Annotated in this window: 21 protein-coding genes; 9 read left to right on the top strand and 12 right to left on the bottom strand. The window is 71.0% G+C overall.

The window, feature by feature from the left end; translation table 11 throughout:
* Positions 1 to 28 precede the first annotated feature (28 nt).
* On the bottom strand, positions 29 to 925 hold the full coding sequence (locus tag Van01_RS13655) for a LysR family transcriptional regulator (RefSeq protein WP_204006688.1): 897 nt from the start codon (positions 923 to 925) through the stop codon (positions 29 to 31).
* An 81-nt stretch (positions 926 to 1,006) separates the two neighbouring features.
* Between Van01_RS13655 and Van01_RS13650 the strand changes: the two genes are divergently transcribed.
* The 3 genes from Van01_RS13650 (at position 1,007) to Van01_RS13640 (ending at position 4,135) form a co-directional block, all read left to right on the top strand.
* Positions 1,007 to 1,993, top strand: a complete 987-nt coding sequence (locus Van01_RS13650; protein ID WP_239099059.1) for a DMT family transporter — start codon at positions 1,007 to 1,009, stop codon at positions 1,991 to 1,993.
* A gap of 629 nt (positions 1,994 to 2,622) precedes the next feature.
* Entirely contained in the window at positions 2,623 to 3,276 is a 654-nt protein-coding gene (locus Van01_RS13645; RefSeq protein ID WP_204006686.1) for a hypothetical protein, read from the top strand.
* 172 nt (positions 3,277 to 3,448) lie between these two features.
* Entirely contained in the window at positions 3,449 to 4,135 is a 687-nt protein-coding gene (locus Van01_RS13640; RefSeq protein ID WP_204006684.1) for a hypothetical protein, read from the top strand.
* Between the two features lie 117 nt (positions 4,136 to 4,252).
* Here the strand turns inward: Van01_RS13640 and Van01_RS13635 are convergent, their stop codons facing one another.
* Together Van01_RS13635 and Van01_RS13630 are read right to left on the bottom strand one after the other, a co-directional pair.
* On the bottom strand, positions 4,253 to 5,416 hold the full coding sequence (locus Van01_RS13635; RefSeq protein ID WP_204006682.1) for a helix-turn-helix domain-containing protein: 1,164 nt from the start codon (positions 5,414 to 5,416) through the stop codon (positions 4,253 to 4,255).
* Complete coding sequence (locus Van01_RS13630; RefSeq protein ID WP_204006680.1) at positions 5,403 to 5,570, bottom strand: hypothetical protein; 168 nt, start codon at positions 5,568 to 5,570, stop codon at positions 5,403 to 5,405. The genes Van01_RS13635 and Van01_RS13630 overlap by 14 nt, the downstream gene beginning before the upstream one ends.
* Positions 5,571 to 5,750: 180 nt before the next feature.
* Here Van01_RS13630 and Van01_RS13625 point away from each other — a divergent pair, with 180 nt between their 5' ends.
* Positions 5,751 to 5,990: a FadR/GntR family transcriptional regulator gene (locus tag Van01_RS13625; RefSeq protein WP_204006678.1), complete on the top strand. Its 240-nt coding sequence runs from the start codon at positions 5,751 to 5,753 to the stop codon at positions 5,988 to 5,990.
* Between the two features lie 312 nt (positions 5,991 to 6,302).
* Here the strand turns inward: Van01_RS13625 and Van01_RS13620 are convergent, their stop codons facing one another.
* From Van01_RS13620 to glgX, 4 genes are all read right to left on the bottom strand, one after another.
* The gene (locus Van01_RS13620) at positions 6,303 to 6,782 is read right to left on the bottom strand and encodes a hypothetical protein (protein WP_204006676.1); all 480 of its coding nucleotides are present in this window, start codon (positions 6,780 to 6,782) and stop codon (positions 6,303 to 6,305) included.
* A gap of 742 nt (positions 6,783 to 7,524) precedes the next feature.
* Positions 7,525 to 9,249, bottom strand: a complete 1,725-nt coding sequence (gene treZ, locus Van01_RS13615; protein WP_204006674.1) for a malto-oligosyltrehalose trehalohydrolase — start codon at positions 9,247 to 9,249, stop codon at positions 7,525 to 7,527.
* Positions 9,250 to 9,265: 16 nt separating this feature from the next.
* Positions 9,266 to 11,551 (bottom strand): malto-oligosyltrehalose synthase, encoded by a 2,286-nt coding sequence (gene treY, locus Van01_RS13610; protein ID WP_204006672.1) that lies wholly within the window; start codon positions 11,549 to 11,551, stop codon positions 9,266 to 9,268.
* A 1-nt stretch (position 11,552) separates the two neighbouring features.
* Entirely contained in the window at positions 11,553 to 13,670 is a 2,118-nt protein-coding gene (gene glgX / locus Van01_RS13605; protein WP_204006670.1) for a glycogen debranching protein GlgX, read from the bottom strand.
* A 360-nt stretch (positions 13,671 to 14,030) separates the two neighbouring features.
* On the opposite strand from glgX, the gene Van01_RS13600 reads away from it, so the two are divergent.
* Positions 14,031 to 15,434 (top strand): glycosyltransferase family 4 protein, encoded by a 1,404-nt coding sequence (locus Van01_RS13600; RefSeq protein ID WP_204006668.1) that lies wholly within the window; start codon positions 14,031 to 14,033, stop codon positions 15,432 to 15,434.
* Between the two features lie 103 nt (positions 15,435 to 15,537).
* Here Van01_RS13600 and Van01_RS13595 read toward each other — a convergent pair whose 3' ends face one another.
* Positions 15,538 to 15,732, bottom strand: coding sequence for a mycothiol transferase (locus Van01_RS13595; protein WP_204006666.1), 195 nt, complete (start codon positions 15,730 to 15,732; stop codon positions 15,538 to 15,540).
* A 141-nt stretch (positions 15,733 to 15,873) separates the two neighbouring features.
* Positions 15,874 to 16,320, bottom strand: coding sequence for a hypothetical protein (locus Van01_RS13590; RefSeq protein ID WP_204006664.1), 447 nt, complete (start codon positions 16,318 to 16,320; stop codon positions 15,874 to 15,876).
* Positions 16,321 to 16,409: 89 nt separating this feature from the next.
* On the opposite strand from Van01_RS13590, the gene Van01_RS13585 reads away from it, so the two are divergent.
* The 4 genes from Van01_RS13585 to Van01_RS13570 all read left to right on the top strand — a co-directional run bounded on the left by Van01_RS13585 (position 16,410) and on the right by Van01_RS13570 (position 20,792).
* Positions 16,410 to 17,258 (top strand): DinB family protein, encoded by an 849-nt coding sequence (locus Van01_RS13585; protein ID WP_373306252.1) that lies wholly within the window; start codon positions 16,410 to 16,412, stop codon positions 17,256 to 17,258.
* Positions 17,165 to 17,821, top strand: coding sequence for a response regulator transcription factor (locus Van01_RS13580; protein WP_204006662.1), 657 nt, complete (start codon positions 17,165 to 17,167; stop codon positions 17,819 to 17,821). Before Van01_RS13585 ends, Van01_RS13580 begins: the two co-directional genes overlap by 94 nt.
* 120 nt (positions 17,822 to 17,941) lie before the next feature.
* Complete coding sequence (locus Van01_RS13575; protein WP_239099058.1) at positions 17,942 to 20,038, top strand: M14 family zinc carboxypeptidase; 2,097 nt, start codon at positions 17,942 to 17,944, stop codon at positions 20,036 to 20,038.
* Positions 20,039 to 20,123: 85 nt separating this feature from the next.
* The gene (locus Van01_RS13570) at positions 20,124 to 20,792 is read left to right on the top strand and encodes a fasciclin domain-containing protein (protein WP_204006660.1); all 669 of its coding nucleotides are present in this window, start codon (positions 20,124 to 20,126) and stop codon (positions 20,790 to 20,792) included.
* Positions 20,793 to 20,886: 94 nt separating this feature from the next.
* Here the strand turns inward: Van01_RS13570 and Van01_RS13565 are convergent, their stop codons facing one another.
* The 3 genes from Van01_RS13565 to Van01_RS13555 all read right to left on the bottom strand — a co-directional run bounded on the left by Van01_RS13565 (position 20,887) and on the right by Van01_RS13555 (position 26,020).
* Positions 20,887 to 22,170, bottom strand: coding sequence for a citrate synthase (locus Van01_RS13565; RefSeq protein WP_099846194.1), 1,284 nt, complete (start codon positions 22,168 to 22,170; stop codon positions 20,887 to 20,889).
* Positions 22,171 to 22,421: 251 nt separating this feature from the next.
* Entirely contained in the window at positions 22,422 to 24,482 is a 2,061-nt protein-coding gene (locus tag Van01_RS13560) for a sulfatase-like hydrolase/transferase (RefSeq protein ID WP_373306256.1), read from the bottom strand.
* 62 nt (positions 24,483 to 24,544) lie between these two features.
* The gene (locus tag Van01_RS13555; protein WP_204006658.1) at positions 24,545 to 26,020 is read right to left on the bottom strand and encodes a class I SAM-dependent methyltransferase; all 1,476 of its coding nucleotides are present in this window, start codon (positions 26,018 to 26,020) and stop codon (positions 24,545 to 24,547) included.
* Positions 26,021 to 26,025: the final 5 nt, after the last annotated feature.

The following is a 26,025-nucleotide window of genomic DNA, read 5'->3' as shown; positions in this document are numbered from 1 at the left end:
CGGCGAGGCGAGGGCGGGGGCGGGGTTGTCAGGGGGGTGGGGTTTGGGCGGCGTCTCGTAGCGCGGCGACGGCCAGTCGGGCCGCCGGGGTGTGCTCGACCGCTTCGTGCACCACCACGTGGATCGACCGGGTCGGCGTGGGGCGGAGCAGCCGGATGCAGGTCACGCCCTCCGGCAGGTGTGCCGCGCCGAGCGCGGGGAGCACCGTGACGCCGATGCCGGCGGCGACGAAGGCGAGCGCCGTCCGGTAGTCGTGCGCCTCCACCCGGAAGGCCGGGCTGAAACCGGCGGCGGTGCAGGCTTCCAGGAGGTTGGCCCGGCACCAGCCCCGGGCGAAGTCGTTGTCGACCCAGCGCTCGTCGGCGAGGTCGACGAGGTCCGTCTCCACCAGACCGGCGAGGCGGTGCCCGGCCGGCACCGCGGCAACGTACGGGTCGTCGAGAAGGTGGTGGGCGGTGAAGCCGGAACCGGGTTCGAAGCCGGCGCCCGCCACGACCACCTGGACGTCGGCGCGCTCCTCCCGGCTGTCCGGAATGTGTTCGCGCAGTTGCAGCTCCAGCCGCACCCCGGGAAGCTCGGTGAGGATGCCCCGGACCACCTGCGGCATCCACGCCGCGCCTACCGACGCGAAGTACGCGATGGACAGCGCGCCGGTACGGCCGGTACGCAGGTCCGCGATGAGCGATTCGGCAGCGCCGACCCGGGCGAGCACCCGATCGGCCTCGGCGGCGAGCGCGTGCCCGGCGGCCGTGGGGCGCAGGCCGCGCCCGGCGCGGGCAAGCAGGGTGAGACCTGTCTCGCGTTGCAGTGCGGTCAGGTGCTGGCTGACGGCGGAGGGGGTGTAGCCGAGGTTTGCGGCGGCGGCCTGCACCGACCCGGACGCCACGACGGAACGGAAGACCCGGAGGCGGTGAACGTCGAGCACCGCACAACGATAAAGCCTCGCTAAACTGTAGTGAAGAAACAGTCGCTGGTGCTGAATCTTCGGGCGGCCGAGAATCATCCCATGAGCAGCCCGCCGATGACCGAACCCGCCGCACTGCTGCGGACCGTTCCCGACGAGATCGTCACCGCGTACGCGCGGCGCGACGAGCGGCCCCGGTCCTGGCCGATCGTCGCCGCCGCCGGGACCACTGTGCTGTTGTGGGCCTCGGCGTTCGTGGGCATCCGCTTCGCCGGGCACGACTACTCCCCCGGCGCCATGGCGCTGGGCCGCATGGTGGCGGCGTCCGCCGCGCTCAGCGTGTTCGTCGCGTTCACCGCCAGACTCCGGCGCACCCGAGCACCGCACGCCGCGACTCGCCGTCGCTCCCTGCCCCGTGGTGGCACGCTGGGACTCGTCGCGCTCTGGGGCGTGGCCTGGTTCGGCGGGTACAACGTGGCGCTCAACGCCGCCGAGCGGCTTGTCGACGCCGGTACGGCGGCCCTGCTCGTGGCGGTCGCGCCCATCCTCGTCGCGGTGGCCGCGGTCCTCGTCCTGGGTGAGCGGCTCACCCGCCGGCTCGGGGTCGGGGTGGCTGTCGCCTTCGCGGGTGTCGCTCTGATCGCGGCCAGTGGTTTCACCGGGCATGTCGACAAGGTAGGCGTCGCGCTGGCGGTGCTCTCCGCCCTGCTGTACGCCTTCGGCGTACTGCTCCAGAAGCGCCTCCTGGCACGGATGGACGCACCGACGATGACCTGGCTCGGCGCGCTGGCCGGGACGGCCGCCCTGCTGCCGTTCGCACCCACCTTGCTGACGGAACTCGCCGCAGCTCCGCCACCGGCCACCCTGGGCGTGCTGTTCCTGGGTGTGTTCCCGACCGCGATCGGCTTCCTGACCTGGGGTTACGTGCTGTCCCACTGGACCGCGGGGCGTACCACAGCGGCCACCTACCTGGTCCCGCCGGTCACCGTCCTGCTGTCCTGGACGCTGCTGGGTGAGGTGCCGGCACCGCTGGCCCTGCTGGGTGGCGCGCTCTGCCTGACCGGCGTGGTGTTCGCGACACGCCGCTGAGGGAGGTCGGCGGACCCGACAGCCGGGCCGGCACGCCGGCACCCGCTGCGGTCCAGCCGGTTCCGGCCGGGGCCGGCGAGTGCCGCCCCCGGCCAGAGTGGAGTGCTCAGCTACACGCGGCGCCGTTGAGGGTGAAGCTGGTGGGTGGGGCGTCGTTGCCGCCATGTCTGGCCGGGAAGCGTCAACTCCGCCGGCCACACCCAGTCGATCAAGAGCTTTGCGCCCTGGCCACGCCGTTCCGGTGACGCAACCCTCTTGGTCAACACCACCCGGACGGCCTACGCGCCGCTGGGCACCCTGCCCGGCAGATGAGGGTGGACGCCGGCTCAGCAACGGTGGGGGTGCAGCATCACCGGGTCTCGTGGTCGGCCAAGGGCAGCGGTGGGGACGGGACCGCTCGTAGACTCCCCGGACATCGCGCAGCACGATGCACCGAGTCGGGAGGACGTCCGTGGCGAGGCAAACTCGACCTCGGCCGGCAGCTGCTCCGCTTCGGCGAGTTGCCCCGGCCCCGTCCGCACCGCCAGCTACACCATCAGGCCCGACCTGCACAAACTTGAGATCTCCGGCGCACTGAGTGACGCCTCGCCCAGCAGGGGGAACCCCTCTCGTCGGACTATGCCTGGCAGGTGGAGATCCTGATGGCGACACGGGGCGTGGACGTCCACAGCTTCGTGCCGTACGACGAAGACTCGGGCCCGGCCGTCATTCCCAGAGAGCGCGTCGCGCCGGTGCACGGTCGTCGCGCCGTCCAGGCCCTGTCGGACCAAAATCGGGTGCTGGCCTGGGAATACGCGCCCGACGCGTGGATCCGGATGATGCTGAGCACTATGAGCACCGCCGAGCGCCGCGACGAGATGGCCCGTCAGGTGGCCGAGGGCGCTCGCTGGGAGACCACCCTGCCGTTCCAGGTGGACGGCCTGCCCGATGGTGCCGTGCGGAAAAGTACCTACCTGCGTTGGGAAGCAGACGGACCTGTCGTCGCCTCCGCCGACTACCTGGTGGCTCCGGTCGAGAACGAGCACGATCACCCGGGGCCTGTCATCACGCTCGGCATCGACACGAGTAGTTTGGGCAGCGCCGCAGGCAGCGACGACGTCACCGTGTCGGGCCGGTGGGCCACCGCACGGGAATCGCGGGGCAGCGGCATCGTGGGGATCTATCGAGTAGCGCCGCTTCCCGGTGGGTGCGCCGAGTGTGTCGCGGAGCTGGTCATCGCCCCGGCCGCTACTGCCGCGATCGGGGATCGGGACGACGCCCTGAGGCGACGCCCTGCCCGATGAACGCAACTCTCTGTCGAAGAGGGTCCACCGCTGGTGCGCCTTCCAGGCGGCCAATGTGCGGGTGGCTGGCCACCACGGGGATCGCATCACCACAACTGACGGGGTCGAGGACGACCCTTTCGGCACTTGGGCCCGGGCAGCCTCGATCGTGCTACGTGGCCCACTGCGGCTGATGGCACCGCCTGGCGAGGAGGTCTACGTCGCGGCGACACTGGCGCGCGGGCTGAAGTATCAGGCTCGTGCGGACGCCACTAGCCTGTCCTACCAGGCTCATCCCGTCCGGCGCGACTTCCTGCTGACCTTCGACCTGTCCACCGAGGGTGCGACGGAAACGGTGGTGCTCGACGTCATCAAGGCCATCCGGGGGATCCACGAGTCCCTGGTGACGGCGGCGGACGACAGCGACACGTACCGCGTACAGCTTCTCGAACTGGAACTTCCGCTGCTCGGCGGCCGCCTCTGGCACGCGGGCGAGACCGGCCGGCTCGGTGAACGCGACTGGATCGACCTGGTAGTCGCCCGGATCGCCGATTACCGGGACAAGGCAGCCGAGCTGCGGGCCGCCGTCGCCCGCTGCGTCACCGACGAGGATCATCTCCGCCTCGCCCGCGACATCAACGGGGCGAAGCGACAGCTCCTGGAGCGGCTCGGCCTGCGCCGGGTGGCGCTATCGCCGGTGGAGCAGGAGCTGGTGAACGGGGTGGCGTCGGTGACCGAATCGGTGCCCGGCGTACCCAAGGTCGCCGGCATGTGGATCGGCGCACGGACACTCGGCAAACAGGTCTCCGCCACCGGCACGCCGGTGCAACGCTTCCTCTACAAGGAGTTCTACCGCGCCTGGAAACGCGCCGGCCGCTGACCCAACCCTTCTGCCCACCCACTTTCGACTGCCACGCACGCCCCGCTTGTCGATCATGCAGTTGTGGCACCTGACAATATTCGTACTCTTCCTATTCCAGGTGCCACAACTGCATGATCAGCGAAGCGGTGGCGGGTCCGCTCCAGGGGTGAGGCCGACGAGGGCGGCCAGACGGGCTACGCCGGCGGGGGCCGGGTGACGGTGGGCGAGGTCGGCGATGACCGTACGCGCCAACGGGCGGCAGCGTATCTCGGCCGGTGCGATGGCGTCGGCGTCGACCAGCGCACGGGCCGCAGCCCGCAGGTCACCGATCTGGAGGTACGCCCGCGCCACGTCCACCAGGTACGCGCCCCGATGCTCGGCCGGCAGCCGCCGCCACCCGTCCCGCCGTACGACCGTCGCGTGCCCGTGCACCGCCGCCCCGGCGTCGCCCAGCTCGATCGCCACCACCACCTGCGCCACCTCGACCGCAGCCGACCCGAACCCGGTCCGCTGCGGGTCTTCACGGACCTTCGCAGCGAGCACGGCGGCCCGCCCGATCAACTCACCGGCACGACCGGTATCACCACACCCGCCGGCCGCCAACGCGCCCTCAAGCAGCAACGTCCCGGATACGGCGGGAGCACGCGGGCCAAGACGGCTCGCGGCAGCGCCCGTCACGGCCAACGCCAACCGGTTCCGGCCCAGCGCCCGCAACGCCTGCCCCACCGCCACTGCCGCCGACGCGTACCACGCCGCGTCGTCACCCGCCGCACCCATGGCCCGGTCCGCCGCCAACCAGCCCAGCTCCGCCTCGCCGAGCTTCACCAGCACCGACGAGGCGACCCGATACGCCGGCACCAGCAAGTCCCGGCCCGACGACACCCGCACGGCGTCCAACAAACCCGGCAACGCCCGCACCAACTGCGGGTAGTGCGCGTGCTGGAAACTCAACAAGGCATGCTCGACGCGCCGCCGCGCTTCGGCGGCCGACGCGGGATCGCCGGGCACGCGGTCGTAGCAGGCCAACGCCGCCCGGATCCCGTCCACACCGTTCGAGGTACCGCCGTCCTGCCGCTGCGGCGGACGGCGCTGACCGAGCAACACCATCGGATCCACCCGCAGCACCTCACCGATCTGCTGGATCGTCGGATACCGCTCCAACCGCCGAGCACCCCGCTCCACCTTGTCCACCCAGCTCTTCGACCTGCCCAACCGGTCGGCAAGCATCTGCTGCGTCATCCCGCGCCGCACCCGCCAGCGCGCCACCCGCCGGCCTATCGGCAGCTCATCGCTGCTCACGCCGCCACCGCCGGTCCGGCACCGCCCGCGTGGTCTCCTCTACCGGAACGCGCTCCGCCTCCGCCTGCTCCAACAATCGCCGCATGGCCGCCGCCCGCTCAGCCGCCTCAACCTGCTCACCCTCACTCACCGACTCGCTGTCCTGGCGTTGCATGCCACCGTCACCGCCCGTCTTCCTCGTGCCTCTCCGAGTAAGGGCGTGGATGCCCGAACGCAGGTGCACCGGGCATCCACACGAGGACGGCCCGACAGCGCCAACCGAGGGGAACGACCTCTCCGGCAACCTCCCATAGGTAGCGTTGGGTAGTCAAGGGCTGACGTAGGTGGTCTACTCGTGTTGCCAACCGAGGGGAAGACCGTGCCACCGCGTTACCGTTACGAACAGATTGCCGATGACCTCGCCGAACGCATCGTCGCCGGCGAGTTCCCACCCGGCTCGAAGTTGCCCAGCCGACGCGAGCTGATCGAGCACTACGGCGTCACCGAGCCGGTGATCGACCGCGCCATGCAGGTGCTACGGATCAAGGGCATGACCGAGACGTTGCCCGGCGTGGGCGTCTACGTCGCCGAGTGAAGAGACTCCTGCATCAGGGGTGGCAGTCCACTCCGCGTGTGCCCGTTTCGTCGCGAACCCGATTCGACGACCGCGACTGCGGCAGCGTCACTGTTCGACGCCGCGGCGCTGGGACTAAAGTGCAATGCCACCGAAAGGCCACCGCGGCTCAGCACCGGCGAGGGCGAGGCGCATCCACCGTGCAGAGAACAGCAAGGTCCTAGGAGCCGACAGCGGGATGGCCCCGATCGGGAGCAGTCAGGACGCTCGCACACTCGCCTGCGGCATGGCTCCATTGGAGTACCGCTGAACAGCTCCCCGATCTGGGCCGACCTAACGGCTACAACCTGAAGACATTTCCTTGATCAGCCCTCCCGCATCCGCCCACACACACTTGGCCAACGCTTCCGACGAACTGGTTGTATGGAATGGCCGACCTTCATCGTCAATCACCATCGTTCCGACCCTACCCTGGGACGACCAGTCCAGCTCAATGCGCCAATCGACGTCATATTTCGAGACGACAGCCGAGACTACAAAACTCTCAGCCTCGTCAATCGCCACTTGGTATGGGAATTTTGCTGGATCCAGGCGAACGTCCGGCTCTCCACTGATACTTCCAGTTGTCTTCGAAGTCACCGTCGGCGGACTTCGGTCGAGATTCGCTTCTAGGTATCGATACTCGAACGGCTCACCACAAAGAATATCCACCTCGGTACCGCGAACCGGCACGCGACGTGGCTCTATCGTCACTACACGAACTCGGTCGATGACAACCCTGGCCTGCGACTTTCCCTGGACCGTCAAGATCACCTCATGACGATTAGTGCGAATCCCTCTTTGCTGCCTGGCCCATCCCGGCCAATCGATATACTCACCCGAGGAGGAGGGTTCTGCGAGCTGAGCAGGACCATCAGGCACCATCCACCCCTCTCGGCAGTACTCATCGGACTGTTGAACGGCAACCGTTAGCGGAACCTGCCCATCCGGCGAACTCTCCACCTCGTGGAGGCCTTCTACAGCGTCGGCTTGACTTGCCCCCCTTCCTCGTTCAACAAAGAGGGAATAGCCGCTGCGACAATCACGGCTATTGCAGAAAACGACGCCGCCGCCACAGTTCCGAGGGTTGCCAATCTGGCAATGCGCCGACCTTCAGATGGCTGACGCGCAGCACCGGAGCGTTTTACACGTGGAGACCTTACCCGAGACAATGATTACCTCTCAATTTGACGTCACCACTCCTTGCATATCTCTTCACGGGCAATCAGCCCATAAGCTCGAAGGGGCGCAAAGAGGTTGACAGTGTGCCGCACAGCCCAGCCCATGACAGCCCGACTGTCAAATAGTCGACTTTACGCGGGATCTCGCCGCTGGACTGACGGACAACGAAGACCCTTCACATCGAGTGATCCAACAGCCCTCACGGCAGTCGACAAGGTTTAGCCATATTCGCCGGCCAGACACCATGAGCGCGACTCACTCTATTGCGGACAGATCAGGTAAGACTCGCGCTTGCGTAAATCGATCCCGAAAGTGCACTCGATTCCGCCGCTCCTCAGAGCGCCACAATCGCTGCCGTTTCGGCTGGTAGTTCGATGCGGTCGCGCATCACTGTGACGCCGTTGCCGGTGGCCAGCAGGACGCGGCGGGCCACCCCGGGCAGCGTGACTCGCTGGGGTTTGCCCGCGAGGTTCGCCGCGACCAGGCAGCCACCCCGGCGCATCACCAGGAACTGGTCGCCGTGGCGTACCTCCACCGCGAACAGGTGTGGATCCGACAGTTCCGGGCGGGACTTACGGAGCGCGATGAGTCGGCGGTAGAAGTCGTACATCTCGCGGTGTTCGGGTTTGTCCAGCTCGGCCCAGTCGAGCCGGGAGCGGAGGAAGGTCTGCCGGTCCTGCGGGTCCGGCACGTCGCCGGGCGGCCAGCCGTGGGCGGCGAACTCGCTGCGGCGGCCGGTGACGACCGCGGCGGCCAGTTCCGGTTCCGGGTGGGAGGTGAAGTACTGCCAGGGTGTGGCGGCGGCCCACTCCTCCCCCATGAACAGCATCGGGGTGAAGGGTGCCGTGAGCAGCAGGACAGCCCCCACCCGCAGCAGCCCAGGCGACAGCGAGGCGGAGAGGCGATCACCGACCGCGCGGTTGCCGATCTGGTCGTGGTTCTGGAGGTACGCGACGAAGCGGTGGCCGGGGGTGCGCGGGTCGACCGGGCGGCCGTGTTGGCGGCTGCGGAAGCTGGACCAGGTGCCGGTGTGGAAGAAACCGCCGGTGAGCACCTCCACCAGGCATTCCATGGTGCCGAAGTCGCCGTAGTAGCCCTGTCGTTCCCCGGTGAGCAGGGTGTGCAGGGCGTGGTGGGCGTCGTCGTTCCACTGGGCGTGCAGGCCGTGGCCGCCGGCCTCCCGGGGGGTGATCAGCCGGGGGTCGTTGAGGTCGGACTCGGCGATCAGGGACAGCGGGCGGCCCAGATGCGTCGAGAGCGATTCGACCTCGACGGTGATCTCTTCGAGGAGGTGCACGGCGCGGGTGTCGGGCATGGCGTGCACGGCGTCCAGGCGCAGTCCGTCGACGTGGTAGTCACGCAGCCACATCAGGATGCTGTCGATGATGAAGCGGCGTACCCCGTCGGAGTGCGGGCCGTCCAGGTTGATGGCCTGACCCCAGGGGGTGTGCCGCTCCCCCACATAGGGCGCGAACTTCGGCGCGTAGGCCCCGGAGGGCCCGAAATGGTTGTAGACGACGTCGAGGATCACCCCCAGCCCCTTGGCGTGGGCGGCGTCCACGAAACGTTTCAGGCCGTCCGGCCCGCCGTAGGGTTCGTGCGGGGCGTACCAGCAGACGCCGTCGTAACCCCAGTTGTGTTCACCGTTGAAGGCGTTCACCGGCAGCAGCTCGATCAGGTCGACGCCCAGCTCGACCAGGTGGTCGAGTTTGCCGATGGCGGCGTCGAAGGTGCCTTCCGGGGTGAAGGTGCCGACGTGCAGCTCGTAGAGGATGCTGCCGGGCAGTTGCCGGCCGGTCCAGGAGCCGTCCGTCCAGCGGAAGGCCGCGTGGTCGTAGACCCGGCTGGGACCGTGCACGCCGGACGGCTGCCACGCCGACCGGGGGTCGGGCAGCGGCTGGTCGTCGTCGTCGAGCAGGAACGCGTAGTCGGTGCCGGGCTCGGGCACCTCGACCCGCCACCAGCCGTCCCGGCCGGCCCGCATCTCGTGGTCGGCGGCACCGGGCAGGTGCAGCCGTACCCGTTTCGCCTCGGGCGCCCAGACGGTGAACTCGGTCATGACGCAGCCTCCCGGGTCAGGTGGTGGGCACCAGCAGCGCGACGGGATAGGTGGCCAACAGGTCGGCCAGGCGGACCTGAGAGCCACTGTAGACCCGACCGGTGAACAGGCACGACATCTCTTTGACGGGTAGTGACAGGGTGCTGTCCCGCCAGCCGCCGGCCGCGGCCAGACGCAGCGGCAGCCGGGTGGCCACGGCGACCGCGCCGCCCCGGTCGAAGACCACGGCGTGCCGGGCCGCCGGACCGTGCACGATGAGCGGCTGGTAGTCGCCGAACAGCTCCGGGTGGTCGCGACGAGCCCGCAGCGTCCGGGACACCACGAGCAGCTTCGCCGCTCCGGTCTCGTCCACCGCCGGCTGCCAGCCGGCGTCGAGCCGGGCCAGCAGTTCCCGGCGTACGGCGAAGTCGACAGGGCGGCGGTTGTCCGGATCGACCAGGGAGTTTTCCCACAGCTCGGTGCCCTGGTAGGTGTCGGGCACCCCGGGCATGGCCAGTTGCACGAGCTTCTGCCCGAGCGAGTTCGACCAGCCGGGCGGAGTGATCTCGGCGGCGAAGGCGGCCAGCTCCGAGCTGACGGCCGGGTCGTCGTACATGGCGTCGACAAGGGCGTGCATGGCCCGTTCGAAGTCCGGGTCGGGCTCCGTCCAGCTGGTCGAGGCCGCCGCCTCCCGGGCGGCCTTCTCCGCGTACGCGTGCAGGCGCTCGCGCTCGACGGGCCAGGCGCCGACGGCGGTCTGCCACAGCAGGTGCGCCAGGGCGGCGTCGGGCAGCGGCACCGCGGCCATCAGGCGGGTGACCAGGTCGGCCCAGCGCTGCGGCAGCTCGGCGAGGACGGCGAGGCGGGCGCGGACGTCCTCGCCCCGTTTCGTGTCGTGGGTCGACAGGGTGGTCATGCTGGCCGGCCAGCGCTCGTGCCGGGCGGCGGCGAAGCGGTGGAACCGGCCGGGCCGGGTGCCGAAGTGGGTGGGGCTGCCGCCGACCTCGTTGAGCGCGATGAACCGGCTCCACCGGTAGTAGGCGGTGTCCTCGACGCCCTTGGCCATCACCGCGCCGGTGAACTGCGGGAAACGGAGGGCCAGTTCGTCGTCGGGGTCGCGCAGCCGGCGGGTGACCGCGTCCAGCGCGCCGGTCAGGTCGCTGCGGCGGCGGCCGGCCTCGGCGCGGGCGTTGGCCAGGTGCCGGGCCCCGTCGGGCGGGTAACCCCGGTAGACGGCGAAGGCGGCGGCCAGTTCGGCCAGGGCGGCGCGGGCCGCGTCGGGGTCGACGTCGGGGGCGAGCGCGGCCAACCGGGTCAGCTCGGCGGCCAGCAGCCGGGTCGCGGCGCCGAGTTTCGTGTCGTGGGTCAGGTCGGCCCAGGAGGTGGCCCGGCCGGCGAGACGGGTGTCGAGGGCGGTGAAGTCGGCCTCGGCGTCGCCGTCGACGAAGAGCCCGCCGACGGCGTTGAGCGCGTCGTAGCCGGTGGTGCCGTCGACCGGCCAGGCCGGCAGTTCCTCGCCGTACTCCAGGATCTTCTCCACGATCAGCCAGGCGTCGGGGGCGGCTTCGCGCAACCGGGCCAGGTAGCCGGCGGGGTCGCGCAGCCCGTCGGGGTGGTCGACCCGGATGCCGTCGACCTCGCCGGCCGCCGCCCAGGCCAGGATCAGCTCGTGGGTGGCGGCGAACACCTCCGGATCCTCCACCCGCAGCCCGGCCAGGCTGGAGACGGCGAAGAACCGGCGGTACGTCAGGTCGGCGTCACCGCGTCGCCAGGACACCAGCTCGTAGTGCTGCCGGTCGTGCACCTCGCGGGCGCTGCCGTCGCCGGTGCCGTCGGCGATCGGGAAGCGGTGCTCGTGGTAGCGCAGCTCCCCGTCGGCGAGCTTCAGGTCGTCGAGGGCGTCGGGGGTGTCGGCGAGCACCGGCAGCAGCAGCCGGCCCCGCTGCCAGTCGATGTCGAACCAGCAGGCGTACGCCGAGTCCTGCCCCCGGCGCAGCACGTCCCACCAGGCCGGGTTGGCCGCCGGTACGGCCACCCCGGCGTGGTTGGGGACGATGTCCACGACCAGGCCGAGGCCGACGTCGCGCAGGGCCCGCAGCAGCCGCTGCCGGCCGGCCTCGCCGCCGATCTCCGGGTTGACCTGCCGGTGGTCGACGACGTCGTAGCCGTGTGCGCTGCCCGGGGCGGCGGCCAGCAGTGGCGCGCTGTAGAGGTGGGTGACGCCGAGGTCGGCGAGGTAGCCGGCGAGGCCGGCGGTGGTGTCCAGGTCGAAGCCCGGGCGCACCTGCACCCGGTAGGTGGCGGCGACGGACCTCGCGGGCATGTCAGGCCATCCTCTCCAGCACCACCAGGGAGCGGTCCGGTACGCAGAGTGTGCCCCCGGCATCCACTGTGGTGCCCTTGTCCTGGTCCGGTTCGGCGGTGCTGATCACCAGTTCCCAGCGCTGGCCGAACTCGGCCGGCGGGAGGGTGAAGTCCAGCGGCGCGTCGTGGGCGTTGAAGCAGAGCCAGAAGGAGGCGTCGTGGTGGCGTTGGCCGTACTGGCCGCGTTCCCGGATGCCCTCGCCGTTGACGAAGAGCGCCACCGAGCGCCCGAAGTCGTTGCCCCAGTCCTCGCCCGTCATCTCCCGGCCGTCGGGGGTGTACCAGGCCAGGTCCGGCAGCGGCTCGTCGACCTCGCGGCCGTGCACCGGCAGGCCGCTGAAGAAGCGGCGACGCTGGAACACCTGGTGCTGGCGGCGGAACTCGACGAGCCGACGGGTGAAGTCGAGCAGTTCGGTGTCGGCGTTGTCCCAGTCGACCCAGGCCAGCTCGCTGTCCTGGCAGTAGGCGTTGTTGTTGCCCCGCTGGGTGCGACCCAACTCGTCGCCGTGACCGATCATCGGCACGCCCTGGGAGAGCAGCAGGGTGGCGATGAAGTTGCGGCGCTGCCGGGCACGCAGCCCGAGCACCCCGGGGTCGTCGGTGTCGCCCTCGACGCCGCAGTTCCAGGAACGGTTGTGGCTCTCCCCGTCGCGGTTGTCCTCGCCGTTGGCCTCGTTGTGCTTGTCGTTGTACGACACCAGGTCGTTGAGGGTGAACCCGTCGTGACAGGTGACGAAGTTGATGCTGTGGAACGGGCGGCGGCCGTCGTCCTGGTAGAGGTCGGCGGAGCCGGAGATGCGGGAGGCGAACTCGGCGAGGGTGGCCGGTTCGCCGCGCCAGAAGTCGCGGACGGTGTCCCGGTACTTGCCGTTCCACTCGGTCCACTGTGGTGGGAAGTTGCCGACCTGGTAGCCGCCGGGGCCGACGTCCCACGGTTCCGCGATCAGTTTCACCCGGCTGACCACCGGGTCCTGCTGCACCACCTCGAAGAAGGTGGAGAGCCGGTCCACCTCGTAGAACTCGCGGGCCAGGGTGGCGGCCAGGTCGAAGCGGAAGCCGTCGACGTGCATCTCGGTCACCCAGTACCGCAGCGAATCCATGATCAGTTGCAGTGAGTGGGGGCTGCGGACGTTGAGGCTGTTGCCGGTGCCTGTGTAGTCGACGTAGTAGCGGCGATTCTCCTCGGAAAGCCGGTAGTAGCTGGGGTTGTCGACGCCCTTGAAGCTCAGCGTCGGCCCGAGATGGTTGCCCTCGGCGGTGTGGTTGTAGACCACGTCGAGGATCACCTCGATGCCGGCGGCGTGCAGTGCCTTGACCATGCCCCGGAACTCCTGCACCTGCTGGCCGAGGTGACCCAGCGCCGAGTACGCGTGGTGCGGGGCGAAGAAGCCGATGGTGTTGTAACCCCAGTAGTTGCGCAGCCCCAGGTCGGTCAGGCGGTGGTCGTTGACGAACTGGTGCACAGGCATCAGCTCGATGGCGGTGATCCCGAGCCGGGTCAGGTGCTCGATCATCGGGGGTGAGGCGATGCCGGCGTACGTGCCGCGCAGTTCCTCCGGGATGCCGGGCAGTCGCATGGTGAGCCCGCGTACGTGGGCCTCGTAGATGACCGAGTGGTGGTACGGGATGCGCGGCGGCGCGTCGTTGCCCCAGTCGAAGTACGGGTTGACCACCACCGACTTCGGCATGAACGGCGCCGAGTCGTCGGTGTTGATCCGCTCGGGCTCACCGTGGGTGTAGTCGTACACCGCCGGGTCCCACCGCACGTCACCGTCGATGGCCTTGGCGTACGGGTCGATCAGCAGTTTGGCCGGGTTGCAGCGCAGCCCGTCGGCCGGGTCGTAGGGGCCGTGCACCCGGTAGCCGTACCGCTGGCCCGGCCCGATCCCCGGGATGTACGCGTGCCAGACGTACGCGTCGACCTCCCGCAGCTCGACCCGGCGCTCGTGGCCCACGTCCCACTCGTCGAAGAGGCAGAGTTCGATCTTCTCCGCCACCTCCGAGAAGATCGCGAAGTTGGTGCCCATCCCGTCGTAGGTGGCGCCGAGGGGATACCGCTCGCCCGGCCAGACCTGCATGTCGCTCCTTCGGCCCACACGTCATGAGCTAGCTCGCACGATGAGCGCACCAACCGGGGTGAGCCGGTGATGCGCGCGGCGGTAATGCCCCGCACGGTCCACCGCCAATCCATCCGATCGGGTGAATGCCCGGTATCCGCCCGACTGAGCCGAGATGAACCCTGCGGTGTCGTCGGTCACTGAGGCCCTCTTCGAGATGCGGGATCGGCCACGATGACGTTTGCTTGTTCGCGGGCGCGTTGTCCGCGCGCCTACCAGATCCTCGCACCGCCGGCGCGTTCACGCGTGTCCGAAACCCAACCTTGCCTCTCGCCGCCACCGTTGTCGGCGCGTTCCTCCCTGCACGGACGGAGACCGACTGTGACCACCCTGCGGGTGGGCGGACGTACCGCCACCGCTGCTGACCGCGTCCACCGCCCCACGCTCACCTCGCGACCCCAGGTTCCGGCCCAGCCCGGCCCGCCCGCCGGGTCGCAGACCCGCCGCATCCTGATGCTGTCGTGGGAGTACCCACCGGTGCTCGTGGGCGGTCTCGGCCGGCACGTGCACGCGCTGTCGGTGGCCCTGGCCGCCGCCGGGCACGAGGTCACGGTCGTCACCCGCCACGCCGACGGCGCCCCGCTCGAGGAGTACGTCGACGGGGTGCGCGTCGTGCGCGCCGCCGAGGACCCGGTGACCTTCCCGCTGGCCACCGGCTCGCTGCTGGCCTGGACGATGGCGTTCAACCACACCCTGACCCGGGCCGCGCTGCGCGCCGCCGCCACCGGCGGCTACGACGTGATCCACGCCCACGACTGGCTCGTCGCGCACACCGCGATGACCCTGCGCGACCACCTCGACCTGCCGCTGGTCACCACCATCCACGCCACCGAGGCGGGCCGGCACCAGGGCTGGCTACCCGAGGAGATGAACCGCACCATCCACGGGGTGGAGCACTGGCTGGGCGGCGAGTCGAACCGGGTCATCGTCTGCTCCGGTTACATGCGCGACGAGGTGACCGGCCTGTTCGGCGTGCCGACCGGCCGGGTCGACGTGGTGCCCAACGGGGTCGAGCCGCACCGCTGGCGGGTCTCCGCCGCCGCCGTGGCGAAGGCGCGGGCCCGGTTCGCCGGGGACGGCCCGCTTGTCACCTTCGCCGGCCGGCTGGTGTACGAGAAGGGTGTGCAGCACCTGATCGCCGGGCTGCCCCGGCTGCGCGAGCGGCACCCGGGGCTGCGCGCGGTGATCGTCGGCGACGGCCCGTACCGGGGTGAACTGGAGGCCCACGTGCACCGGCTCGGCCTGGCCGGCACGGTCAGCCTGCCCGGTTTCCTCGGCGGCACCGACCTGCCCGCGGTGATGGCCGCCTCGGACTGCTTCGCCGTGCCCAGCATCTACGAGCCGTTCGGCATGGTCGCCCTGGAGGGAGCCGCCGCGGGTGCGCCGCTGGCGGTCGCCGAGACCGGCGGGCTGGCCGAGATCGTCGAACCGGGCGTCACCGGCGTGACCTTCCGGCCGCACGATCCGGACGCGCTCACCGACGCGGTGCACACCCTGCTCTCCGACGCCGACCGGGCCCGGACGCTGGCCCGCCGGGCCCGCGCCATGGTGCACGACCAGTACGGCTGGGCCGCCATCGCCAGCCGCACCGCCTCGACGTACGCCTCGGCGATCGCCCAGGCACCGACGTTCACCGCCGAACGCGCGGCGCGGCAGATGGCCCACGGGCGGGCGCTGCCGGCGCTCCCGGAGGGCAACCTGCTCGCCGCCGCCGGCCTGCGCTGACCGCTGTTTGCGGTGACGCGCCTCCTGCTCGCCCCGACCCGGTCCTCGGCCGGGTCGGGGCGCTGACCGGACCGGGATCGGGTGGCGCTGACCGGGTTGGCGGCTATCGGGGCCCGAGACCGGTCCGGCCGTCGAGCAGCTCGCGCGCCGCATCGAGATGACCCGCGTGTCGTGCGGTCTCCTCGATCATGTGCAGGACCACGCGCCGCAGGTCGGTGACGTCTTCTCCGAGCGGGCCGGGGTGCCGCTCGCGTACCGGCGCGGACAGCGGCAGTGCGGTCTTCTCCCCGTCGCCCATTCGGGCACCCCTTCCCCGTCGGCTCGTGCGCCGGTCGGACGAGCCAGCCGGATCGGCTCCGGCGAATGCCGGACGGTAACAGGCACGACCGACATCGCTCAGCCGGCCACTCCGTCCGTCACTCGGCCATCGACACAGGGCCTAGTCGAGCAACCAGTGGTGCAGTTGCGTGCCGTAGGGAGTCAGTGCGAGGAGCGCTGTCACACACCAGAGGGCGGTGCCGACGGCGAGCCAGCGGAACGCCGACCGATCGCCGACCCGCCAGGTGCGACCGAGGGACACCAGCCCGAGGAGCACGGCGACGGCGGCGACAAGCGGGACGAGCATCGCCACCACACGGCTGAGTTCGAAGACCCAGAGCAGCGGGTTCCACGCCGAGTCGGGGCCGACCGGCGGAAGCGAGTCCTTCGGATCGCCCAGCCGTTCCAGCCGCGGGTCCCGCAACGCCCGAGGATCGCCGGCACGCAGTGCCGCCGCGAGCAGCACACCGAAACTGCCGACCAGCGCGGCGGTCAGCGCAAACAGTTGGCCTGCCAGCACCACCCGTCCGCCGAGCGAGAACGGTCGGGACCGCACCTGCTGGCTCATGGGCGGCACCGTACCGCTCACCCGGCGGGTACGGCTGTCCCTGACCCGACGGGGCCGCCGGCCCGCAGGGCGACTGGCAGCATGTGGACATGGCTGTGATGGACGGTGGAGACGTCGACCTGGCGGTGGCCGAGATGGTGCGGGTGCTCACGCCGCACGTGTCCCGGGACTGGCGGGAACACCGGGCGGGGACGCTGGAGTGGAGTTGCTGGACGACGGCGGCCCACATCGCCCACGACCTGCTGGCGTACGCCGGTCAGGTCGCGGCCCGCCCGGCCGACGCGTACCTGCCCTTCGATCTGGTCGTCCGGGACGACGCCGCGCCGCGCGACGTTCTCGCCGTGGTCACCGCCTGCGGGCGGCTGCTGAGCGACGCGGTGGGCACCGCGGAGCCGACCGCGCGTGGCTGGCACTGGGGGCCGACCGACCCGGGTGGTTTCGCCGCGCTGGGGGTCAGCGAGACGCTCGTGCACACCTGGGACATCACCCAGGGGCTCGGCATCGACTGGCGGCCACCCGCGGCGCTGTGCGCCGCGGTGCTCGCCCGGCTCTTTCCGCAGGCCCCGTCGGGGGACCCGGTCGAGGGTGCTGCTCTGGTGCACCGGCCGGGCCGAACTGCCCGGCCGTCCCCGGCTCACGTCCTGGGTGCTGACGGCCGCCGTCGGCTGACCCGCAATGTCGCTGAGCGGCGCCAGGCCGCGTCCACGTGGGTTCCACGCCCCCGCCAGACCCGTTCGGACAGTTCATTCTGTCGTTACGATCTTGTATCCGCACTGGTCAGTGCCGCTTCACATCCGACACACTCGCAGGCATCCGACGGCGGTGAGGTCCGAGGAGGGCGCGGGTGCGGGTGCTCCTGGTGGAAGACGACCTGCGCGTCTCGGCGGGGCTCGCCTCGGCGCTCCGGCGGCGGGGGCACGACGTGGTACAGGCGGTGACGGCCGCCGAGGCGGTGGAGGCCGATCCGGTCGACCTCGTGCTGCTCGACATGAACCTGCCCGACCGCGACGGTCTGGAGGTGTGTCGCCGGCTCCGCCAGCATGACGAGGGCGTCGCGATCATCGCGGTGACCGCCCGGGTCGAGGAGCACGACCGGGTGGCCGGGCTGCGGGCCGGCGCCGACGACTACGTGGTCAAGCCGTTCTCGATGGTGGAGTTGCAGGCGCGCATCGAGGCGGTGATGCGGCGTACCGCCCGTACCGTCCGGCAGGCGACCACGTTGCAGGTAGGCGTGCTGCGCATCGACGTGGACGCCCGCCGGGTACGGGTGGGTGACCGCGAGATCGGCCTGTCCCGCAAGGAGTTCGACCTGCTGGTGGCGCTGGCCCGGCAGGCCGGCACGGTGGTGCCCCGGGACCGGTTGCAGCTCGAAGTCTGGCAGACCACCTGGGCCACCCGGCACAACCTGGACGTCCACGTCGCGGCGCTGCGCGGCAAGCTCGACGACCCGGGTCTGGTGGAGACCGTACGCGGCGTCGGCTACCGCCTCCGCGTGAACTGACTCTCTGCTCAGTCGAGGCAACCTCAGAGCATCCTCAAGAATCCCAGCTCGCGGCCCCGTGGTGGAGGGAGGGCGGGTGTGCTGTGCGTACCCAGCCATCCCTCCTGTTTGGAGATCCCCTTGAGATACAGACGGACAACGGCCGGTGTCTTCTCCGCTCTGCTCGCCGTCACCCTCGCGGCGACCGCACAACCCGCCCAGGCCCAGCAGGCGGAGCCCAACCAGGTGCAGGGCCTCACGGTCGTGCAGGGCGACGGCTACGCGACCCTGGCCTGGACCCCTGTCGACGGGGCCACCGACTACCAGATCGAGCGCACCGCCGTCGCCGAGGACGGCAGCGCCACCGGGGCGTCGGTCATCGTCGGCGTGTGGCGACCAAACCGTCAGATCAACAACTCGGCGCCGACCTTCGCCGACGCCGGCTTCGCCCCCGGCAACCGGTTCCAGTGGCGGGTCCGCGCCCGCCTCGGCAGCACCGCGCAGCCCTACTCCGCGCCGGTCAGCGACGCCACCCGGGGCCACTGGGGCGACCCGGACACCCCGGGCCGGAGCCTGCGTACCCAGTGGGAGAACACGCTTGGCGCGCAGTACACGAACGACGTCAACGAGTACGCCTACACCGCCGCGATCGACGAGCTGAGCGACCGGGTACGGGTGGTCGAGATCGGCCGTACGGTGCAGGACCGGCCGATCAACATGTTCGTCATCGGCTACCCCACCCCACCGGCCACCCCGGAGGCGGTCGCCGCGACCAACCCGCTGGCGGTCAACTGCAACGTGCACGGCAACGAGCCAGGTGACCGCGAGGCATGCCTGATCATGGCCCGGCAGCTGGCCTTCACCGACGACCCGGCCACCCTCGGCCTGCTGTCGAGGACCACCATGCTGATCGTGCCGACCATCAACGGCGACGGCCGGGCGGCCAACAGCCGGGGCAACTCCACGGGCCAGGACCTCAACCGGGACTACTCGCTGATCCGCCAGCCGGAGACCCAGGCGTTCGTGGAGATGGTCCGCGACTACCGGCCGATCGCCAGCTACGACGGTCACGAGTACGGCAACGCCAACACCGGTGACCTGCCGATGCTGCCGCCCCGGCACCAGAACGTGGCGCAGGGGATCTTCGACCGGTCGCAGGACATGATCGAGGGCCACATGTACACCCAGGGCGCCAGGGACGGCTGGTGGGCCTGCCCGTACGGGTGCACCGGCGCCAACGTCGGCCTGAGCGAGGAGACCATCCTGCGCAACACCCTCGGGCTGAAGAACGTGGTCAACTCCCTGCTGGAGCTGCGTAGCTCGGGTGGACCGACCCGGCCGGACGAGGGCAACACCGCGAACAACCGCCGCCGCAAGACGTACTCGGCGCTGTGGACGTTCCACCAGTTCCTCGCGTACCACGGGGCGAGCGTCGGCGACATCACCGCAGCCCGCGCCGAGGCGATCAGGTTCCAGTCGGCGAACACCGGCCGGATCGTCTTCCGGGGCTCGCGCCCGATCGAGGCGTACCCGGCGCCGCACCCGGGCGACACGCCGCCACCGCTGGACGCCCCCGGTGAGCACCAGATCCTGGAGCAGCCGCCGTGTGCGTACAAGCTCACCGAGGAGCAGTACCACGGTGCCCGTACCGACGGCCCGAGCGGCCGGCAGACCACAGTGGCGCAACGGCTCGCCGCGCACGGCTGGAAGGTCGTCAAGGTGGCCGGTGGTTACCTCGTACCGCTGTCGCAGCCGGAGCGGGGGCTGGTGCCGCTGCTGCTCGACGAGCAGGCCGCCGAGGGCCTGGTGGCCGGGGAACGGGTCGCGCCGACGCTCACCGGTACCCGCAACGGCCCGCTGACCGTCACCGGGGTGGCCTGCCTCGCCGGGGCCACGGTCCGGGGTCCGGTCCGGGTCCAGCCCGGCGCCACGCTCATCGTCAACGGCGGCTCGATAAACGGTCCGGTGGACGCCAGCGGCGCGGCCGGGTTCGTGCTGACCGCCGGCACTGTCAACGGCCCGGTGAACGTCACCGGCACGACCGGCCCGGTCCTGCTGGTCGGCAACCGGATCAGCGGCCCGGTCAACGTGGTCAACAACTCGGGCGTCGCCCCGCTGTTGGCCGGCAACACCGTCAACGGCCCACTGAGTTGCGCCGGCAACGCCGCCGCACCGGTGAACCTGGAGGTCGCCAACGCGGTCGGTGGCCCACGGTTCAACCAGTGCGCCGGCCTGTGAGCCGCTGAGCCCCGCCCCCTCGTACCGGCAGGCCGGACCCGCGCCCGGCCTGCCGGTACGCCCCGACGCAGGAAGTGGAGAAACAGTGACCGACACCAACGCTGCGGCCGGGCGTCCGGCGCCTCGCCGGATCCTGCCGATCACCGGTGCCGCCCTGGCCGCTGTGCTGCTCATCGGGCTCGGCAGCACGTCCGGAAAGGACAGTGGCGCGGCCGATGCCGTACCGGCCGGGGTCGCCGTGACCGGGCCGCTGTGCGATCTGCTGCCGGCCGGCAGCGAACCGGGCAACCCCGCCTCGCTCGCCGACCAGCCCGCCGATCAGGCTCTCCAGTGGATTCCGGTACTCACCACCTTCGAGGCGGCGGTACGCGCCACCGGCCTGGCCGAGGAGCTGACCCGGGAGGTGACGATCCTGGCCCCCACCGACGACGCGTTCGCCGGCAAGTTCTCCCGGACCAATCTCGACGAGCTGCTCCTGCGGGACACCGACGAACTGCGCGAGTTGCTGCGCGACCATCTGGTCACCGGGGCGCTGCCGGTGGCCGACCTGGTCGCCGCCGGCACGGTGACCACTGTCGCCGGCACCAGCCTGACCGTCACCGGGGTGGGGCAGGGCGCCCGCCTCGACGACCAGGCCGAGACGGTGTGCGCCGACTACCGGGCGGCCGGCGCCCGGATCCACGTCATCAACGAGGTGCTCGGCGACCTGCCCACCACCGCTGGTCAGGACGACGACGGTCATCCGGCCCACTGAACGCGTACCCGCCCCGGTCACGACGACGGCCGCCGTACCCGTGCTCCGGGTGCGGCGGCCGTCGTCGTGAGGGCTGCGGTCAGGCTGCTCGCGGTCAGCGCTGCTCGACGGGGAGGTAGTCCCGCTCGGCGGCACCCGTGTAGACCTGCCGCGGGCGGCCGATCTTGGTCTCCGGGTCGTTGATCATCTCGCGCCACTGGGCGATCCAGCCCGGCAGCCGGCCCAGCGCGAACAGCACCGTGAACATCTTCGTCGGGAAGCCCATGGCCTTGTAGATCAGGCCGGTGTAGAAGTCCACGTTCGGGTAGAGCCGCCGGGAGACGAAGAAGTCGTCGGCGAGCGCGATCTCCTCCAACTGCATCGCGATGTCCAGCAGCGGATCGGGCTTGGCCATCCGGCCGAGCACGTCCTGCGCCGCCTTCTTCACGATCGCGGCCCGCGGGTCGTAGTTCTTGTAGACCCGGTGGCCGAAGCCCATCAGCTTGACGCCGTCCTCGCGGTCCTTGACCTTGCGGACGAACGACTGCACGTCGCCACCCTCGGCCTGGATCCGCTCCAGCATCTCCAGCACCGCCTGGTTGGCCCCGCCGTGCAGCGGGCCGAACAGCGCGTTCACGCCGGCCGAGACCGAGGCGAACAGGTTGGCGTTGCTGGAGCCCACCAGCCGCACCGTCGAGGTGGAGCAGTTCTGCTCGTGGTCGGCGTGCAGCACGAAGAGCATGTCCAGCACCCGGGCGATGACCGGGTCGACCTCGTACGGCTCCGCCGGCACGCCGAACGTCATCCGCAGGAAGTTCTCCACGTAGCCCAGGGAGTTCTCCGGGTACAGCAGCGGCTGCCCGATCGCCTTCTTGTACGCGTACGAGGCGATGGTCGGCACCTTCGCCATCAGCCGGACCGTGGACATCTCCACGTGCTCGGCGTCGAACGGGTCGAGGCTGTCCTGGTAGAAGGTGGAGATGGCGCTGACGGCGGAGGAGAGCACCGCCATCGGGTGGGCCTCCCGGGGGAAGCCGTCGAAGAAGCGCCGCATCTCCTCGTGCAGCAACGAGTGCCGGCGGATCCGCTCGGTGAACTCGGTCAGCTGCTGCGTGGTCGGCAGCTCGCCGTAGATCAGCAGGTAGGAGACCTCCAGGAAGGAGCTCTTCTCGGCCAGCTGCTCGATGGGGTAGCCCCGGTAACGCAGGATGCCCGCGTCACCGTCGATGTAGGTGATCGCGGACGAACAGGCGGCGGTGTTGACGAACCCCGGGTCGTACGTCGTCAGCCCGGTTTCCTTCAGCAGCTTGCCCACACCGATCCCGGCGGGGCCCTCGACCGCGGAATGTACCGGCATCGACAGCTGCCCGCCGGGGTGATCGAGCTTGACTTCCGTCATGTGGTTCCTCGCTTCGCCGGCAGATCTACGTTGAATTGCCTTCGCTTCTACCGTAATTGCGGTTGCGGCGACACCGCCGCTCGTGGTTCGGCGGTGAGGCATGCGTCACCCGATTCCCGACCGAAGCGCCGGGAAACCCCGACGACCGGGACGGACGGGTACGAAAGGCACACGTAGCGTGCAAGTAGACGGGCGAAGGGAATCGTGATCGAGGGCCGGAACTGAGCTGCCGGCCGGCCTGCCCTACCGGGTCAGGAGATCGACAGCTGCCGCAGGCCGCCGTCCTGGCCGACCAGGTAGAGGTCGAGGCGGTTGGCGCCGGCTCGGAAGAGCCGGTCGTCGGCGAGCAGGGCCGCGAAGCGCCGGCCGCCCGGATCGGGTGCGACCACCGGGACCACCGCCGCGACGGTGCCGTTGACGGCCACCGCCAGTTCGGTGCCGTCGGCGACGTCGCCGTCGACGGTGCCCCAGATCATGCCGGGCAGCACACCCTCGTCGGGATCCACGGCCCGGAAGGCGTCCAGCCCACCGACCCGGGCGCTGCCGGCGGTGGGCACCGCGCCGACGGCGGTGCCGACCAGCCGATGCGGGGCCGCCGGTGGCGGCGCGGCCGGCACCCCGCCGCTTATCGGCAGCGGTTGCGACGGCCGGTCGTAGAAGACCTTGCCCTGGTCGGTGCGGGGAGCCTGGCGGGCGGAACGACCGTCGACCCGCCAGGGCAGCCGGATCGCGGCCTCGTCGGCGATCGTCGGCAGCAGGTCGACATGTGCCCAGTTGCGGTCGTCGACCTGCCCACTGCGCTGGCCGGGGGTCTTGACGAACAGCGGCACCCAGGCCACCTCGTCGGCGGCGGCCCGGATCGCGTCCTCGCCGCGCCCCTGCACGCCCTTGGTGAAACTGACCCCGTGGTCGGCGGTCACCACCACGAGCGCCTCGTCCCACAGTCCGCTGGCGCGCAGCGTACGCATGGTCTCGCCGATCAGCCGGTCGGTGTAGCCGAGCTGGGCGAGGTGCCGGGCGCGGGCCAGGTCCACCCAGCCGTCGCCCTCGTTGGGGAAGTCCTCCGGGGCCTCGTACCGTGCCCCGGACGGCAGGAACGCCCACGGCGAGTGCGGCATCAGCAGGTGCAGGAAATGCAGTGTCGGTCGCGACGACGGGGTCAGGCCGTTGAGGAAGCTGGTGAACCGGGCCGGCTGGTTGACGTTGAGGCTGTCCCAGCGGAACTTCGGGTCGGTCGGCACCGGCTCGGCGGCGTCGATGCCGGCCTCCTCGGCGGTGCGCTCGCGGTATGAGTCCTCCGGGTCGATCCGACTGTCGTACGGTGCGGTGACCTGACGCAGCAGCCCCGCCGTCTCCCGCACCAGCACGCCGATCCCCTGTTCCGGGGTGACCGGCCGCTCGCAGCGGCTCGGTGGGCACAGCCGGGTGATGCTCTCCTCGGCCCGGATGTCGTACAGCCCGCCGAAGGCGGTGAAGAGGTTGTCCGGGTAGTGGGAGTAGTGCGGGGCGAACGGCTCCGCCGGGTACCGGCCGGTCAGCATCGCCGGCAGCGCGTACGGCGTCCACCCGCTGACCCCTGTCGCGTTGCGGTACCAGGTGGAGGCGCCGGCCAGCTCGGCGAAGTGCGGAAACCGGGTCGCGTCGACGCCACCGGCGGAGTCGAGCAGGGAGACCAGCGGAAGCTCGTCGAGGATCAGCATGACCACCGGCGGGTGCCGGTTTCCGGTAGCCGTACCGGCCACCCCGCCGTCGCCGAGCGGCAGCACCACCGGCCCGGTCGGCGAGGCGAACAGGAACAGCCCGACGAAGAGCGGCGGACCGGCAGCAGCCAGGCGCAGCACCCCGCCGAGCGCCGTCCAGCGCCGGTGGGCGACGGCTGCGGCGGCGCCGGCCGCCAGCGCCACCAGCAGCAGCGGTACGCCCCGCAGCGGGGTGGTGTGCCGCCCCACCTGCACCGCCAGCGCGGCGACCAGCAGCCCGAGCAGCAGGCTGTGGGTCATCGTCCGCGTCGCGGTCCCGGCCAGGCCGGACAGCAGGCCGAGCAGACCGAGCGCCACCGTCGGCGCCACCGCGACGAGGGCCACCAGCAGCAGGATCTCGCCCCGGTCGGCCCGGTGGAACAGGAAGAAGTCCGGGCTGCGGCCGAGGATGTCCAGCAGCGGCTGGGTGATCACCAGCCCGGCCAGCGCGGTGACCTCCAGCAGCCGCCGGCCCTCGGCCCGCCAGCCGCCCCAGCCCCAGCCCCAGCCCCAGCCCCAGCCCCAGCTACGACGCTCCTCGGTCGTACCGGATGGCGCGGCCGGGCCCGGCACCAGGTCGTCGCCGCCGGCGCTGCCGGAGCCGCTCGCGCCGGCCCCGGTGGTGGGGCGGTCGGTCACGGAAGCGCCACCCGGTACAGGGTGCGGGTGCCCGAGGGCAGTTCCAGCCGGTCCTCGACGGTCCCGTGGCCGGCGAGCAACGCCTCGAAGGCGTCCCGCCGGTAGTCGGGGAAGATGCCGTCCGGCTTGTTGGCCAGCAGCCGAGCGGCCATCGGGTCGTCCGGGTGGACGAACTCGACCACCAGCCGCCCGCCGGGCGCGGCGAAACCGGCGAGGCAGGCCACCACCTCCGGCAGCGGCACGTTGCGGCCGATCGCCAGGTGGTGCACCAGGGCCAGGGCGAGGACGGTGTCAGCCTTGGCCCGGGCGGCGAACGAGGCCCGTTCGGTGCCGCGCCAGCCACCGCCGGGCGACGGGTCGGCCAGGTCCATCACCAGCGGCAGGACGTGCCGTTCGCCCTCCCCGCGCAGGGTGCGGTACAGCCGGTCGACCACCGCCGGGTCCTGCTCGACGGCGACCACGTAGTCGGCGTGCCGGGCCGCGAGCCGGGCGTACCGTCCGTCGTTGGCACCCAGGTCGAGCACCAGCCGGCGCCGACCGGCGGCGGTCAACGCGGCGGTCACGAAGCGCTCCTTGCCGGTCCGGTCGTCGCCGGAGTAGCCGCAGGTGTGCTGGTAGTCGACCCAGTGCGTGGCCGGCGGCTGATGGTCCAGGCGGCGGACGAGCTTCTCCAGCCCTCGCGCGGTGGCCAGGGCCAGCTCACGGGTGTAGCCGGCGTCGCGCAACTGGGCGCGCACCTCGGCGGTGCTGGTGGCGGCGCTGCGGCGCTGCACGGAGCCGTGCAGGTGGACGTGGGTGAGCACCCCCGGCAGCAGTCGGCGGGTGCCCCGGAACAACGGTCCCATCTGCTCCGGCTCGATGCCGTCGACCTGAGCCCGCAGCCAGGGCTGGAACGCCAGCCCCAGGTGCGCGCCGAGCATCAGCGGGTAGAGCAGCGTCTGGCAGAACTGCCGGTAGCCGGCCCAGGGCTCGCCGTCGCGCAGCGGGGTGAAGGACCCGACGTCGATGAAGACCGGATCGGTGCCACGCCACTGGAGGTTGTAGGCCGAGCCGTCCTTGGTGGTGAACCCGGCCGGCAGGGCGGCCCGGAGGATCTCCAGGTGCAGCAGCGCGGCGTCGCGGAGCATGGCGAAGGACCACTCGTACGGGTGCGAGACGAACGGGACGCGCTCGTGCCGCAGCACCGTCGCCCAGCTCGACGACGCCGAGCCTGTCGGCAGGTCCCGCAGCGGCGACTCCGGGGGCAACTCCTCGGTGCCACAGACCTTGCCGGTGGCGAGCAGCGGCGGGAAGAAGCTGCTGGCGGCGAGGGCACGCCAGTGGTCTGCGGCGGTCCGGTCGAGCGCGCGCAGCACGTCGTCGCCGGCGTGGAACACCCGGTTGGCCGGGTCACGGAAGGAACCGGGCTCCGGGCGTGGATCGACGTCAAGCGGGGCCGGTCGGGTCGACCGGCCCAGGTCTGGGATCACCATCGCGT

The sequence above is a fragment of the Micromonospora andamanensis genome, from assembly GCF_016863495.1.
Taxonomy (GTDB): domain Bacteria; phylum Actinomycetota; class Actinomycetes; order Mycobacteriales; family Micromonosporaceae; genus Micromonospora; species Micromonospora andamanensis.
The sequence above is the reverse complement of the archived record's forward strand: the minus strand, read 5'-3'. Positions and strand labels throughout refer to the sequence as shown.

Bases quoted from the DNA above. Each gene is read 5' to 3' on its own strand.
- glgX (WP_204006670.1), bottom strand. From the start codon at position 13,670: ATGCAGGTCTGGCCGGGCGAGCGGTATCCCCTCGGCGCCACCTACGAC.
- treZ (WP_204006674.1), bottom strand. From the start codon at position 9,249: ATGACCGAGTTCACCGTCTGGGCGCCCGAGGCGAAACGGGTACGGCTG.
- Van01_RS13640 (WP_204006684.1), top strand. From the start codon at position 3,449: ATGGCACCGCCTGGCGAGGAGGTCTACGTCGCGGCGACACTGGCGCGC.
- Van01_RS13630 (WP_204006680.1), bottom strand. From the start codon at position 5,570: ATGCAACGCCAGGACAGCGAGTCGGTGAGTGAGGGTGAGCAGGTTGAG.
- Van01_RS13590 (WP_204006664.1), bottom strand. From the start codon at position 16,320: ATGAGCCAGCAGGTGCGGTCCCGACCGTTCTCGCTCGGCGGACGGGTG.
- Van01_RS13650 (WP_239099059.1), top strand. From the start codon at position 1,007: ATGAGCAGCCCGCCGATGACCGAACCCGCCGCACTGCTGCGGACCGTT.
- Van01_RS13585 (WP_373306252.1), top strand. From the start codon at position 16,410: ATGGCTGTGATGGACGGTGGAGACGTCGACCTGGCGGTGGCCGAGATG.
- treY (WP_204006672.1), bottom strand. From the start codon at position 11,551: ATGCCCGCGAGGTCCGTCGCCGCCACCTACCGGGTGCAGGTGCGCCCG.
- Van01_RS13595 (WP_204006666.1), bottom strand. From the start codon at position 15,732: ATGGGCGACGGGGAGAAGACCGCACTGCCGCTGTCCGCGCCGGTACGC.
- Van01_RS13555 (WP_204006658.1), bottom strand. From the start codon at position 26,020: ATGGTGATCCCAGACCTGGGCCGGTCGACCCGACCGGCCCCGCTTGAC.
- Van01_RS13565 (WP_099846194.1), bottom strand. From the start codon at position 22,170: ATGACGGAAGTCAAGCTCGATCACCCCGGCGGGCAGCTGTCGATGCCG.